The following is a 14282-nucleotide window of genomic DNA, read 5'->3' as shown; positions in this document are numbered from 1 at the left end:
ATCCTATTAAGCATTAGCTGGTGTAGGTAACGGATTGATGATATCTGTAGGATGTACTCCATCAGTACTCATACCTTCCCTGTTGAGCACATGCTCTTTATGCGTATCGTAAGGCCGTTTACCGATCAGTCTTTCCAGGTCCGCCTGATAAAGAACTTCTTTTTTCAGCAGTTCCTGTGCCAGGGCTTTCACCTGTTCGATCCTTTCGGTCAGCAGCTTTTTGGTCCTGACGTAAGCTCTGTCTATCAGAAGGCGCACCTCTTCATCGATCAGTTTAGCCGTCTCTTCGGAGTATGGTTTGGTAAATGCCTGATCGCTGTTAGGATCGTAGAAAGACACATTACCTACTTTTTCGTTCATACCGTATACGGTCACCATGGCATACGCCATACGGGTGATCACCTGCAGGTCATTCTGGGCGCCGGTAGAGATCTTACCAAATACCAGGTCTTCTACAGCACGACCGCCGAGGGTCATACAAATATCGTCCATCAACTGTTCGGTATTGTACAGGTACTGTTCTTTAGGCAGGTACTGCGCATATCCGAGGGCAGCCACACCACGCGGTACGATGGTCACTTTCACCAATGGGTTGGCGTGTTCCAGGTACCATCCGCATATAGCGTGACCTGCTTCATGGTAAGCTATTACTTCTTTCTCTTCAGGAGAGATGATCTTGTTTTTCTTTTCGAGACCACCGATCACGCGATCGATCGCGTCGTTGAAGTCTTCCATTTCCACCTGGGTCTTGCCTTTACGGGCAGCGATAAGGGCAGCTTCGTTACACACGTTGGCGATATCTGCACCTGCGAAACCAGGCGTCATAGAGGCCAGCTTTTTGATATCCAAATTAGGACTGGTCTTGATCGGCTTCAGGTGAACGTCGAAGATGTGTTCGCGGCCAGCCAGATCCGGTTTGTCGATGGATATCTGACGGTCGAAACGACCGGGACGCAGCAGTGCGCTATCCAGTACGTCAGGACGGTTGGTAGCAGCCAGAATGATGATACCACTATCGGTGCCAAAACCATCCATCTCCACGAGCAGCTGGTTGAGGGTATTTTCGCGCTCATCATTGCTCATCATCACGTTTTTACCCCTGGCGCGACCGATAGCATCGATCTCATCGATGAAGATGATACAAGGAGCTTTCTCCCGTGCCTGTTTGAACAGGTCCCTTACACGGCTGGCACCTACCCCTACGAACAGCTCCACGAAGTCAGAACCGGACATAGAGAAGAAAGGCACCTGCGCTTCCCCAGCCATCGCTTTAGCCAGAAGGGTCTTACCAGTACCCGGAGGGCCTACCAGTAACGCACCTTTTGGTATTTTACCACCCAGAGAGGTGTATTTCTTTGGATTTTTCAGGAAGTCTACGATCTCCATCACTTCTACCTTAGCTTCATCAAGACCGGCTACATCATTGAATGTGATGTTCACACGGGTACCTTTGTCGAAGAGGGTAGCTTTGGATTTACCGATGTTGAATATACCACCGGGACCACCACTGCCACCGGCAGGACCACCCATCTTACGCATGAGCAGTATCCAGAGGCCCACGATCAGGATGATCGGGAGCAACAGTTGTATAAATGGCTCAAACCAGCTTTGCCGGTCCTGATATAATACGTTTACACGATCCTCAGCGCCCAGTGCTGCCTGTGCTTTGTCCAGATCAGCGCGGAAACCTTCTTCGCTACCAATGTTGAATACAAAGTGAGGGCCCGGATTGGTACCAAAGCGCCCTTTGGACACCTTGTCATACTTAGGATCGTTCAACCGGTCTTTTTTAATATAAACCTCAACGTATTTCTTGTTAACTACTATGAGCTTGTCCACATCTTTGGTGGGCAGCAAGTCCATCTGGAAATCTTTGAAACTGATCTCTTTAGGCTGGGAACGGAAATCAAAAAAGTTCATAGCTAACAGGGCAATGCCTATAAAGGCATACACCCAGTATATGTTGAACTTTGGTCCTTTCTTAGGCGATTTTTCTGATCCCCTATTATTGTTTATGCCTCTTTCCATAATCTTTCACTCCTTTACGGATGATTTATTGCAATCGGAATATTGATTTAAAACTAGGGCCGTTGCGTTTTTGTTGGTCTGTAGTCCTATTCGTGGTGATCCATACGGCCAGCATCACTCCACATTTCTTCTAAATTGTAAAATTGTCTCGTCTCTGGCTGAAAAGCATGTACCACCACATTCACATAATCTACCAGTATCCAATGCTGGGCAGTATACCCTTCATGCTTGTAGGGTTCCTCCCCGGTGTGTTTATACACTTCCTCTTCCACATAGTCAGCTATCGCTTTTACCTGCGTAGTGGAATTGGCCTCACAAATGATAAAGAAATCGGCCACGGCTTCCGGAATATGGCGTAAATCCAGGGAAACGACATTTTCCCCCTTTTTCTCCTGAATGGCCTTTATGATGGTGGTAAAAATCTCACTTTCTCTACTTAAGCGTGTCTCCGCTTTTTTGCGTGTGCTCAGAACGGTTAAGGGTGCCAATAAGAATATCGTTTTTGTTAAAAATAAACTTTAATTATCAAAATTACTAAACAAGCAGGAATTATAACCAGGTTAAATGCCTGACTGTGTGTGCCCAAATGTTAAGAAAACAATAAAATACGTAATTTTCCCGCCTGGAAAAGCGCTTAAACAGGAATTCTTGTGATTGGACACCCGTTTTATATATTAGACAAAGTAGACAGCACCAATAACTATGCCATGGAACAGGTCTCTTCAGGGCAGGTGACACCTGGTACGACATGGTTTGCGATGGAGCAAACAGCCGGCAAAGGACAACGCGGTAAACAATGGCTGTCTCCGCCCGGCGAAAATATCATGCTCACAACCGCCCTGCAACCCAACCAGTTGCCACTTTCCCGCCAATTTATGCTCAGCGTTAACGTCGCCCTCGCTGCCTACGATTTCTTCACGCAATTTGCCGGCGACGAAACCTGCATCAAATGGAGCAATGATATTTACTGGCGTGACAGAAAGGCAGGTGGTATTCTCATCGAGAATGTGCTGAGAGGTAGCATATGGCAATATGCCATTGTCGGTATTGGGATCAATATCAACCAAACCCAATTCCCCGAACACCTCCCTAACCCCGTCTCCCTTCGACAAATCACCGGCAAATCCTGGGATAGCGTTACCCTCGCACAACAGCTGTGCAAGACACTGCAACAACGCATGCGATTATTGCATCCTTCCAACTACAACGCTCTCCTTGACGAATATAAAAGCCACCTCTTCCGCATCGATCAACCCGCACTCTACAAACAAAATGGCCAATACTTCCAGGGTACTATTGTAGACGTATTAGCCGATGGAAAATTGTGCATACGCGAAAATCAAACCGTAAAAGAATTCTCCTTCGGCGAAATAGAGTTCGTTATCAGTCGATAATACACAAAAAAAATTACGAACTACTAATCATCTGTTGATACTGATCATCAATAATTCGTAATAAAATGTAATCTTGTATTCGCTTATAAAGACAGGCAAGTCAATGACTCATAAGCGGTTGACAAGGTGTTTCTGAATAGTAGATTTTGGTTGATAAAAGACGTTAACAATTTGTGAAATCTTTCTTAAAGTATCAAAAATAAAAATGCAACAAAGATTCATTTATACATTTTAGACAGGCCGCATCCCCTCCCTGTCGGTGCATTCACCCTAATTGCCGATTTTCCGTTTTTCCGACCGTTTATCCTAGCGTGCTTGCCTACTCTTTGATATTAGCAACAATTTGTTTGCTTTTTGCAATCTGCAATAACTCATCTCCCTTTAATTTTGCGCATACATGATCACTCCGAATGACGGGATGACTGCCACCCTTCCCCTCTCCTAAAAATGGTCCCACGATATCCTGTCATTCTCATCTAAAACCAAACAATTATGCAATACAGAACGCTAGGAAAAACCGCCGCACAAGTATCTGCCATCGGCCTGGGATGCATGGGAATGTCTTTTGCATACGGTAGTACCGAAGATCGCAACGACGAGGAATCAATTGCGACATTGGAATATGCACTGGAACTGGGTATCAATTTTTGGGATACCGCGGATATGTACGGTAATGGCGCCAATGAAACCCTACTCTCCAAAGTATTAGCCGCCAAAAGAGATAAAGTGTTCCTGGCCACTAAATTCGGGTTCCGCTACCGGGAAGACAATAGTACTTACTTCGATGGTTCTCCCGCTTACCTGAAACAGGCTTGTGAAGCCAGTCTCAAAAGATTAAAGGTAGATGTGATAGACCTCTACTACGCGCATAGAGTAGATGCCAATGTACCGGTAGAAGAAATGGTAGGCGCCATGGCCGCACTGGTGAAAGAAGGCAAAGTGCGTTACCTGGGATTGTCTGAAGCATCGGCAGCTTCTATCAGAAAAGCGCATGCCGTACATCCAATTACGGCTTTACAAAGCGAGTATTCTTTCTTTACCCGTGATGTAGAAGCAGCCATCTTACCAACCATCCGCGAACTGGGCATTTCGCTGGTGGCCTACAGCCCGCTGGGAAGAGGTTTAAATACTGGTACCATCAAAGGCACAGCGACATTGGATGCTACTGATTTTCGCCGCAACCTCCCCCGTTTCCAGGAAGGTAATATTGAGCAGAACCTGGAGATCACACAACAACTGGAAGCTTTCGCCCGGCAAAAAGGTTGTACCCCTGCCCAGCTCTCCCTAGCCTGGTTGCTGGCACAGGGCGATGATATCATCCCCATCCCCGGCACCAAACGCCGTAAGTACCTGCAGGAAAATGCCGGCGCAGTAAACGTATCGTTATCTGCCGGTGACCTGCAGCAAATCGGTCAACTTTTACAGCAAAATGCCGTAGCCGGCCCTCGTTACCACCAGGGAGCCATGCAGCTGGTAAACAGATAGCTGCACACTCGCACTAGTCTACATAAAAAGAAACATCCGGACTGCTTACGTGATATATCGTAAGACATGTCCGGATGTTCCTTCTTTAAGGACGGTTATTTAGCTTTATATCCCCAATCCTGCAACCACTTCAATATTTTCTCCCGGTAATCTCCCTGGATCAATACCTGCCCATCTTTTACACTACCGCCGGTACCACATTTAGTCTTCAGTTCCTTACCCAGTTTTTCCAGGTCTTCTTCTTTTCCCACAAATCCATTTACCAGGGTCACCACTTTGCCTGCACGCTGTTTTTTGTCCAGCACCACCTTTAGTTGCTGCTGCGCAGGAGGGAGGGTTGCTACTGCTTCCTCTTCTTCGTGTTGCGGTACAAAGTCAGGGTTGGTAGAATATACGATGCCACCGCCGGAATGTTGTTTTTTCTTTGTCATATCAGTTATTATTTACGATCACCTGCAAAGCGCCCGGGCGGATACGAAAGGTAACATACCCTTCTTCACCAGCGGGAACGGCATCGCCATCCACCTGCAAGTATTTCAATGCTTCACTACGTACGGTGATATCCCGTCCATTATATAGTTGAAGATAACGTGTCTTATCGATATTACCACTCAGGGAGTACAGGCTTACGGGCAGCAGTCCCAACAAACCGACCGGCGGCATTACGCAAAGGTCCAGCATACCGTCGTAGACGCTGGCATTGGGCGCCAGCTTGAATTCATAGCCAAACTGGTTGCCGTTAGCGACTGTCAGCAGGAAGGCATCCTTTTGCATAGTACTGCCATCTACCGCTATCTCATAACGGGCTGGCTGGTACTTACGAAAGCTGCTCAGCACCAGGCGTGCATAGCCCCATAACCCTCTTTTTTTAGTATGTCGGAAACGGTCGGCGATCAATGCATCAAAGCCGACACCAGCATTGCTTAAGAACAGGTGTTCATTCGCATAACCCACATCTATGGGCTTACGTTTGTTGGCAACGATCAATGCCAGTGCACGGGATACGTTCAACGGTATCTTCAACGCCCTCGCCAGCCCATTGCCACTACCCAACGGGATAATCGCCAATGCGGTATCACTTCCGATCAATCCTTGGGCAATCTCATTGATAGAGCCGTCGCCGCCTACCGCCACCACCGTGTCTACGCCGTCGGCTACCGCCTCTCTGGCCAGGTCGGCGCCATGTCCCAGATACGCCAGGTGGGTAATACTGACCGTATACTGATCTGCCGGCAGATGTTTGCGGATCACATCTTCCAGGCGTTTCTCACGATCTGTTCCCGCCTTGCGGTTTATGACAATCAATACCTTTCTCAAAATATAGTGATGATGTTAACAAGCACAAAAAATATGACCTCCTCCGGGCCTTCACTGGATGGCCTTCAGGCTCAGATCCAAGCTTACAGCATGGTGTATCACCGCACCTACGGAGATAAAGTCCACGCCGGTCTTTGCATAAGCCTCGATAGTATCCAGGTTAATGCCACCTGAAGCCTCTGTCTCATAGCGGCCATCAATCAGCGCTAATGCAGCACTGATCTGTTCAGGAGTGAAGTTGTCCAACATGATACGATGTATCTGCCCTATCGCCAGCACTTCTTTTACGTCTTCCAGGTTACGCGTTTCTACTTCTATCTGCAAAGGCAGGTTACGCTGCTGCAGATAAGCCAACGTTTTTTCTATCGCCGCCGTGATTCCCCCGGCAAAGTCGATATGGTTGTCTTTCAACATGATCATATCGTACAGTCCCATACGATGATTGACGCCACCGCCGATACGTACCGCCTCTTTCTCCAGCATCCGGAAATTAGGCGTTGTCTTACGCGTATCCAGCAGGCGGGTGTGATAACCAGCCAGTATGTCCACGTATTGTTTGGTAAGGGTCGCGATGCCGCTCATTCGCTGCATACAGTTCAGTACCAGACGTTCGGCCATTAACAGGGTATGCACGGTGGCTTCTACTTCAAAAGCGGTATCACCGGCGTGCATCACTTCTCCGTCTTGCTTAAGCGGACGGAATACCGTCGATGTATCCAGGTAACGGAACACGGCTGCTGCCACTTCCATACCAGCCAGGATGCCGTCTTCTTTTATTTTGAGACGGGCGGCGCCTCTGGCATCTGATGGAATACATGCCATTGAGGAGTGGTCGCCATCGCCCACATCTTCTGCCAATGCCAGTCTGATAAACTCTTTAAGCGCTGATTCAGGTAACATGATATACAATTAGGTAGCGAAGTTAAGAAAATGTCTATAGTACCCCCTGAAAGGAGGTGGGTAGCGCCGTATATAGTGCAAAATAAAAGCCCTCCGCGGTCTGCGGAGGGCTTCCATATATTAAGGCTGTATTATTTATTTTCGAAGCGAAGCTCATTCAACACCATGGACCCTCCCTTTTTCTGGAGGAAAAAAGATGTCCGGAAGTTACCACCACTGGTACCCATATTACCAATACCATAGCGCGAACCGCCACCACCTTCGCCCTGGTGTACCAGCTCAAAGCTCTTTACCTGGTTCTTGGAGAAAAAATCCTTCAGGATGATCTCCGCCTGTGCTTTGCTGTAAGAAGTCGATTTGCCAGACATATTGATCTCAACGGTATTATCCAGGTATCGGGAAAGGCTACCGGCATCGCCTTGTTTAATGGCACTCACCACATCTTCGAATGGACCTGCTGTGGCCCGTCGGAATGAGTTCGCCGACAGCGTAAATGCTGTAATGATACCCCCCAGCACCATGACCACCACCACATACATTAGCTTTTTCATTGTCAGTTTTTTTTATATTAGAATATACTTGTTATCATACACTAAAATCTGCTATCCGACCGCAAAACGGCTAAAACTATGCCAATTTGTCTTCCCGCTTTTATCTACCACTATCGTGGTATCAATCAGGCTATAATTTATAAAAAGTCTATGATATATATTGTTTCGCTAAAATAGTAATCATTTCCTAACTGTTAGTCAGCGGCAGCTATTTTCTGGGCTTTTTTTATTCCTTCAAAATCATTATAAACCATTACGTTATTGTGGCGTCTGGTAGTCGTGGATAGCAATGCAGCAAAACAGCCGGGCGAAAAGAAAATAAGGTTCCTGGTCCATAGGATCTTTCAGTACTTGTATTGGATGCAACACCGGTTAATAGTTTAAAGATATCTCCTTCCACTGCACTTTACCATACAGCCACCCTTAATTCCAAATAAGTGTCAGCCATTGCTGATCAGCTACCCGAAAGGGTCTTCACCGGTTTACATACATTATCTTTGGCTGAACAGCCGCGCCCCCTACTCCCTACATTGTGATATTTATTTTATTTTCACAGTCAATTAATGGATAGATAATGGAAAACAAAAGAGCAATACTGATCATTATGGATGGCTGGGGCCTCGGCAAAGTTCCCGCCGCAGATGCAATAGCCCAGGCAAATACACCGTTCGTTGATAGCCTGTATACCAAATATCCGAACAGCACGCTCATAACTTGTGGAGAGAACGTAGGCCTTCCGGATGGACAAATGGGTAACTCCGAAGTAGGACACCTGAACCTGGGTGCCGGCCGGATCGTATACCAGGAACTGCAACGTATCAATGTGGCTGCCCGTACCTCCGAACTTGCGGACAACAAAGTACTGCAGGAAACCCTTCAGTATGCCCAAGACAACGATAAAGCCCTGCACTTCATCGGCCTCGTCAGCAATGGCGGCGTGCACTCACATATCAATCACCTGAAAGCACTTACGCAGATCGCCAAAAACAAAGGCCTGCAGAAAGTATACATCCATGCGTTCACCGACGGCAGAGACACCGACCCTAAAAGCGGCCTCGCATTCATCGATGAACTGGAAAACCACCTCGCTGCTACCACCGGTAAGATAGCTTCCGTAACAGGCCGCTATTATGCCATGGACCGCGACAAACGCTGGGAAAGGGTGAAACTGGCCTACGATGCACTGGTACATGCTACCGGCACCAAGACACAACACCTCCTCACCGCCATCAAAGCCTCGTATGCCGAAGGCGTAACCGATGAATTCATCAAACCCATCATCGTTACCAACGAACAAGACCAACCCGTGGCCACCATACAGGAAGGCGACGCCGTGATCTGCTTCAACTTCCGCACCGACCGTTGCCGCGAGATCACCGAAGTACTGACCCAACAGAACTTCCCCGACTTCAACATGCACGCCCTGCAACTGTTCTATACCACCATGACCGAATACGACAAAACGTTCAAGAACGTACATGTGATATTCGAAAATGATAACCTGAACATGACACTGGGTGAAGTACTGGAACAACACCACCGTACCCAGATCCGCATCGCCGAAACGGAGAAGTATCCTCACGTGTCCTTCTTCTTCTCCGGTGGCCGGGAAAAAGAATTTATAGGCGAACGCCGCCTGCTGGTGCCTTCTCCTAAAGTAGCTACCTACGACTTGCAACCCGAGATGAGCGCCTATCCGCTTACAGACCTGATCATACCGGAAATTGAACAAAAAACGGCCGACTTCATCTGCCTCAACTTCGCCAATACCGACATGGTTGGTCATACCGGCGTATTCTCCGCAGCCATCAAAGCCGCCGAGACCGTCGATAGCTGCGTGTCCCGCATCGTTGCCGCCGCACTGCAAAGCGGATACACCATCTTCCTGACCGCAGATCACGGCAACGCCGACTTTATGGTCAATGCAGATGGTACGCCCAACACCGCCCACTCCCTGAACCTGGTACCCTTCTTTATCATCAGCAACGATTTCCAGGGTACGATCAAACCAGGCAAACTGGGCGATGTAGCCCCCACTATCTTACACTTCATGGGCCTGTCCATCCCTCAGGAAATGACAGGTGACGTGCTGGTATAATACCTGCCGGCACAACCATATACCGCGCCGGTCTTCCATTGGCAACACCATAGGGAGACCGGCTCTTTTTTGCAATTATTTGCAACATTGTGCAATAATCTCTTGTAATTAGTTGAATATAATATCGTTATAGCTCCCGTCCACCTCTCCCTTAATATTCCTGTATCATTCGTATAACGTTCCTATATCCACCGCCTGCTTTTCTTGTCTAGTAACCTTTTCCTTACCACCTCGTTTTACTCCAAAATTTATCCCCCATGAAACTGTTCTTTTACAAATCCCTGGTCGTGGCCTTTGTAGCAGCCACTCTGCTGATGCTAGTCAGCTGTCATAAAGACAAACCGCAATGTAACCGGGTCGTATCAACCAAACTCTACAAACCAGTGTACATGAGCATGGAAAAGTTCCGAAGCTCCATCAAAGTAGAGCCGCCACATACGATCACTACCACAGGTAAGATTTTCCTGTACGAGCATTATCTCCTGGTAAATGAGCCTTATAAAGGCGTGCATATTATCGACAACCGCGTGCCCAGTGCGCCTGTTCCCATTGCCTTCATTAACATTATGGGCAATGTAGATATCGCGGTGAAAGACAACGTGCTGTACGCAGATAGCTATATCGACATGGTCACCCTGGATATCAGCGATCCTACCCATGTCAGCGAAATAGGCCGCGTCAAGGAGGTGTTTCCCCGTAACGCCTATGTAGGCGATCTGAAAGGATATGGCCCCGAAGGATTAGTGGTAGACGTGACCGTCAAAGACACGGTATATGAAACCTCCTGCGACGGGTATACCAACGGCTTTTTTCTATATAGCTCCAACGACGGAAAAGTGTATGCTTCCTCCAACACGCCACCCACGGCTAAAGGGGGCTCCATGGCACGATTTGCTATTATGAACAACTACCTCTATGCAGTGGATCATATTGCCCTGCAGACCTTCGATATCAGCAACCCGAAAGCACCGGTGACAAAAGGTACTACCGTAATAGGCCCTGCTATTGAAACGATTTTCCCTTATCGTAATAACCTATTCATCGGCTCCCAGGTTGGCATGTTCATCTTCGATGCCAGCAACCCCGCCAATCCGGTGCGTAAAGGGGCCTTTTCACATGCCCGACAATGCGATCCGGTGGTAATAGAAGGCGACATCGCCTATGTGACACTACGGGGTGGTACCAACTGCGGCGGCGTCAATAATCAGCTGGATGTATTGGACGTAAAAGATATCTCCAACCCTAAACTGATCAGAAGTTATCCAATGACCAATCCGCATGGACTGGGTATCGACAATGGTAAACTCTTCATCTGCGAAGGTAAAGCAGGCCTGCGTTTCCTGACAGCGACCCAGCCTGCTACCATTACCACCGTCAAACTGCTGGAAGGCCCCAATACCTTCGACGTTATCCCGCATAACAACGTACTGCTGGTGAGTGCAGAAGATGGCATCTATCAGTACGATTATTCACAGATGGCGTCGCCCGTATTGCTGAGCAAACTGAACCTGAGTGTCAAAAGATAATTTTTAATTTCCCTTCAGCATTTCGTACTTTCGTACATGCGATGCGGTATAGTGCCAGCGCATTGATAATCAACAGGAGAAGGCTTTTCATCTCCGTCAGTTGCCAGCATTATTGTCGCATTGGTTTGTTTTAACATTGTGTTGTGTAGTATGGATCACGGACTTTCATTACCTTACATCCGTGAGTAGCTGATATGGAAGCTCAGTATCTGCAAGAGGCTATCGTAGTTGAAGAAGTGAACTATGTACCTGGGTAGCTATCTCTCATCTTCTCTTTAAAAAGGCATTGAATCACCATGCACTGCCACTGCTGATAACACAGGTGTAGCGCATTCATATAAAATAAATAACTATTCATTAAAACGAGTAACTATTTAATTAGCTTATCCGTTTTAACATTTTTAGTGCTCTCGACAGATTTGCTCATGCATCAGATGCGCCGTCTTTACGGCGCATTTTTGTTTTTTTTACCATGCCGCGGCCCTACATTATTTCCTAATTTTGCAGGATGAAATCGAATACCCGCTGGGCCTGTTTATTACTGCTCACTGCATATACGGGAATCATGACGGCAGCTTGCAATACAAGCGGCCAAACACTTCCCACATCCGCTCCCTACCGGGACCTGAAACAATATTTCACCGACGAGATGGTACATATCCGCCAGAATAGTACCTCGATGCAGAAGATCGTTTCGCTGCACCAGCAGCATGATACCATTCGCTGTAAAGCCACCGACTCCACCACCTTGAAGGACCTGCTAACCCCTTTCTTGGACGCCGATATCAACAAAGCCTCTCTTCGCGGACGCTATGACAGCGCCGTTATGCTCAACGAATTCAACGGCAGCCGCTCCGTCGTATATACCGCCCGTACCTCCGACATCAATCCCCGGCAGATCATGCTGGAGCTAGATGCCAGCGGGCAAATCAAAGAAGTGACCGTCGATAGCTATACCCACAACCTGGTGTATGAAGCCCGGCGTAAACTTTATTACCGGCAACAGCAAAACGTGCAGATCAACACCTACGAAAAAATCGCCTTTTTGCAACCCAAAGAGCTGACCATCCAGGTACAGCTCTCCGCTAAACAATAGTCATTCCCCGTAAATCTGACAATGACCGCAGCCGAATTTCAACAGATATCACACACCATCCCCGTCCAGGCGGGCATATACAAGTACTACGGAGAGGATAATACCCTGCTGTACGTAGGCAAAGCCAAAAGTCTGCGCAAACGGGTCAGCTCTTACTTCGTCAAGAACCATGATAACTACAAGACCCGGAAACTGGTCCAAAGCATCCACCATATCGAGTTCACCATCGTGGATTCCGAACAGGATGCTTTCCTGCTGGAAAACTCACTGATCAAACAATTCCAGCCCAAATTCAATATCAACCTGAAGGACGATAAAACGTACCCGTATATCGTCATCAAACACGAAAATTTTCCGCGCGTCTTCCTGACCCGCAACCTCATCAAAGATGGCTCCGAATACCTGGGCCCCTTCACCTCCGTAGGCCGCGTACGCGAACTGCTGGAGATGATCCGTTACAACATCCCGCTGCGCACCTGCAACCTGGCACTAACGCCGCAGAACATACAGAAAGGGAAGTTCAAAGTATGCCTCGAATATCACCTGGGTAACTGCAAAGGCCCCTGCGAAGGGCTGGAGACAGAAGAAAACTACCGGGAAGGACTACAGCAAGTACGCAATATCCTGCGGGGCAACCTCTCACCGGTACTATCCGTATTCCGTACCCAGATGCAGGAATATGCCATGAACATGGAATTTGAGAAGGCAGAGATCATGCGTAAGAAGATCGAAAGCCTGGATGCCTACCAGGCCCGTTCTACTATCGTCAATACCAAAGTAGGCAACGTCGATGTATTCTCCATCCTGACAGATGGCAATGAAGCCTATGTGAACTACCTGCGTGTACTCAATGGCACCATTGCCGATACCAAGACCGTCACGCTGGAGAAAAAGCTGGAAGAATCAGACGAAGAGGTGTTATTGTACGCCATCGCCTACCTACGTGACGCCTTCAGCAGCCTGGCCCGGGAAATCATCGTACCCATGCCGCTGGAATATCCCAGCGAAACCATCCTGCTGACAGTGCCCAAAGGCGGCGATAAAAAGAAACTGCTCGACCTCTCCGAAAAGAACGTGAACTACTTCAAAGAAGAGCTGCGCCGTAAGAAAATATTACACCTGGAAGGCAAAAGCGATATGGAGAAAAAGCAGGTATTATACCAGCTGCAGGCAGACCTGGAATTACAGGAACTGCCGGTACATATCGAGTGTTTTGATAACTCCAACTTCCAGGGAGCCTACCCGGTATCGGCCTGCGTGGTCTTTAAAGACGGGGTGGCCTCCAAAAAAGATTACCGGCATTTCAATATCAAAACGGTAGAAGGTATTAACGACTTCGCCTCTATGAAAGAAGTAGTATACCGGCGCTATAACCGCCTGCTCGCCGAACAGCAGCCGTTACCACAGCTGGTGATCATCGATGGTGGTAAAGGACAACTGGGCGCTGCCCTGGAAAGCATCCGCGAACTGAACCTCATCGGTAGCATGACCGTAGTAGGCCTGGCCAAAAATGAAGAGGAAATCTTCTACCCCGGCGATAAAGACAGCCTCAAACTTCCCTATAACAGCGAAAGCTTGAAATTGATCCGTCGTATCCGCGATGAAGTGCACCGTTTCGGTATCACCTTCCACCGGCAGAAACGTAGTAAAGGTACTTTCAAAAACGAACTGGAAGGGATCAAAGGGATCGGTGAGCAAACTGCCACTCAACTGCTGAAGACCTTTCGTTCTGTGAGTAAGATCAAGTTACTGACAGAAGACGACCTGTCTAAAGAGATAGGTGCAGCCAAAGCAAAATTGGTATGGAGCTACTTCCATCCACCTGTTGCCGGCCATAGCAATTCGCCTGCGGCTTCGCAGGAAGAAGGAAATGCACCCTCCTGATTT

At 47.9% G+C, this 14282-nt stretch carries 12 protein-coding genes; 6 read left to right on the top strand and 6 right to left on the bottom strand.

Going from position 1 to position 14282, the window contains the following annotated elements; translation table 11 throughout:
* Positions 1 to 6 precede the first annotated feature (6 nt).
* Both ftsH and rsfS read right to left on the bottom strand, forming a co-directional pair.
* Positions 7 to 2028 carry an ATP-dependent zinc metalloprotease FtsH gene (gene ftsH, locus KTO58_RS25520; protein ID WP_095836690.1) on the bottom strand — a complete coding sequence of 674 codons (2022 nt, stop codon included), beginning with the start codon at positions 2026 to 2028 and terminating at the stop codon, positions 7 to 9.
* A gap of 86 nt (positions 2029 to 2114) precedes the next feature.
* Positions 2115 to 2516 carry a ribosome silencing factor gene (rsfS, locus tag KTO58_RS25515; protein WP_095836691.1) on the bottom strand — a complete coding sequence of 134 codons (402 nt, stop codon included), beginning with the start codon at positions 2514 to 2516 and terminating at the stop codon, positions 2115 to 2117.
* A 162-nt stretch (positions 2517 to 2678) separates the two neighbouring features.
* On the opposite strand from rsfS, the gene KTO58_RS25510 reads away from it, so the two are divergent.
* Positions 2679 to 3422 carry a biotin--[acetyl-CoA-carboxylase] ligase gene (locus KTO58_RS25510; protein WP_095836692.1) on the top strand — a complete coding sequence of 248 codons (744 nt, stop codon included), beginning with the start codon at positions 2679 to 2681 and terminating at the stop codon, positions 3420 to 3422.
* Positions 3423 to 3914: 492 nt separating this feature from the next.
* Entirely contained in the window at positions 3915 to 4907 is a 993-nt protein-coding gene (locus KTO58_RS25505; protein ID WP_095836693.1) for an aldo/keto reductase, read from the top strand.
* Positions 4908 to 5002: 95 nt separating this feature from the next.
* Here KTO58_RS25505 and KTO58_RS25500 read toward each other — a convergent pair whose 3' ends face one another.
* From KTO58_RS25500 to KTO58_RS25485, 4 genes are all read right to left on the bottom strand, one after another.
* The gene (locus KTO58_RS25500; protein WP_095836694.1) at positions 5003 to 5338 is read right to left on the bottom strand and encodes a translation initiation factor; all 336 of its coding nucleotides are present in this window, start codon (positions 5336 to 5338) and stop codon (positions 5003 to 5005) included.
* Position 5339: 1 nt separating this feature from the next.
* Positions 5340 to 6224: a diacylglycerol/lipid kinase family protein gene (locus tag KTO58_RS25495; protein ID WP_157752744.1), complete on the bottom strand. Its 885-nt coding sequence runs from the start codon at positions 6222 to 6224 to the stop codon at positions 5340 to 5342.
* 51 nt (positions 6225 to 6275) lie between these two features.
* Positions 6276 to 7124: a carboxylating nicotinate-nucleotide diphosphorylase gene (nadC, locus tag KTO58_RS25490; RefSeq protein ID WP_095836696.1), complete on the bottom strand. Its 849-nt coding sequence runs from the start codon at positions 7122 to 7124 to the stop codon at positions 6276 to 6278.
* Between the two features lie 131 nt (positions 7125 to 7255).
* The gene (locus KTO58_RS25485) at positions 7256 to 7675 is read right to left on the bottom strand and encodes a DUF4783 domain-containing protein (protein ID WP_095836697.1); all 420 of its coding nucleotides are present in this window, start codon (positions 7673 to 7675) and stop codon (positions 7256 to 7258) included.
* 574 nt (positions 7676 to 8249) lie between these two features.
* On the opposite strand from KTO58_RS25485, the gene gpmI reads away from it, so the two are divergent.
* The 4 genes from gpmI (at position 8250) to uvrC (ending at position 14279) form a co-directional block, all read left to right on the top strand.
* On the top strand, positions 8250 to 9773 hold the full coding sequence (gene gpmI / locus KTO58_RS25480) for a 2,3-bisphosphoglycerate-independent phosphoglycerate mutase (protein ID WP_095836698.1): 1524 nt from the start codon (positions 8250 to 8252) through the stop codon (positions 9771 to 9773).
* A 257-nt stretch (positions 9774 to 10030) separates the two neighbouring features.
* Complete coding sequence (locus KTO58_RS25475; protein ID WP_095836699.1) at positions 10031 to 11299, top strand: LVIVD repeat-containing protein; 1269 nt, start codon at positions 10031 to 10033, stop codon at positions 11297 to 11299.
* Positions 11300 to 11807: 508 nt separating this feature from the next.
* Positions 11808 to 12395 carry a hypothetical protein gene (locus KTO58_RS25470; RefSeq protein WP_095836700.1) on the top strand — a complete coding sequence of 196 codons (588 nt, stop codon included), beginning with the start codon at positions 11808 to 11810 and terminating at the stop codon, positions 12393 to 12395.
* Between the two features lie 21 nt (positions 12396 to 12416).
* On the top strand, positions 12417 to 14279 hold the full coding sequence (gene uvrC / locus KTO58_RS25465; protein ID WP_095836701.1) for an excinuclease ABC subunit UvrC: 1863 nt from the start codon (positions 12417 to 12419) through the stop codon (positions 14277 to 14279).
* Positions 14280 to 14282: the final 3 nt, after the last annotated feature.

The sequence above is a fragment of the Chitinophaga pendula genome (assembly GCF_020386615.1).
In the GTDB taxonomy this organism is placed as follows: domain Bacteria; phylum Bacteroidota; class Bacteroidia; order Chitinophagales; family Chitinophagaceae; genus Chitinophaga; species Chitinophaga pendula.
This window is presented reverse-complemented; position numbering and strand designations above follow the sequence as displayed.

Bases quoted from the DNA above. Each gene is read 5' to 3' on its own strand.
- gpmI (WP_095836698.1), top strand. From the start codon at position 8,250: ATGGAAAACAAAAGAGCAATACTGATCATTATGGATGGCTGGGGCCTC.
- nadC (WP_095836696.1), bottom strand. From the start codon at position 7,124: ATGTTACCTGAATCAGCGCTTAAAGAGTTTATCAGACTGGCATTGGCA.
- KTO58_RS25485 (WP_095836697.1), bottom strand. From the start codon at position 7,675: ATGAAAAAGCTAATGTATGTGGTGGTGGTCATGGTGCTGGGGGGTATC.
- ftsH (WP_095836690.1), bottom strand. From the start codon at position 2,028: ATGGAAAGAGGCATAAACAATAATAGGGGATCAGAAAAATCGCCTAAG.
- KTO58_RS25500 (WP_095836694.1), bottom strand. From the start codon at position 5,338: ATGACAAAGAAAAAACAACATTCCGGCGGTGGCATCGTATATTCTACC.
- KTO58_RS25475 (WP_095836699.1), top strand. From the start codon at position 10,031: ATGAAACTGTTCTTTTACAAATCCCTGGTCGTGGCCTTTGTAGCAGCC.
- uvrC (WP_095836701.1), top strand. From the start codon at position 12,417: ATGACCGCAGCCGAATTTCAACAGATATCACACACCATCCCCGTCCAG.
- KTO58_RS25505 (WP_095836693.1), top strand. From the start codon at position 3,915: ATGCAATACAGAACGCTAGGAAAAACCGCCGCACAAGTATCTGCCATC.
- KTO58_RS25470 (WP_095836700.1), top strand. From the start codon at position 11,808: ATGAAATCGAATACCCGCTGGGCCTGTTTATTACTGCTCACTGCATAT.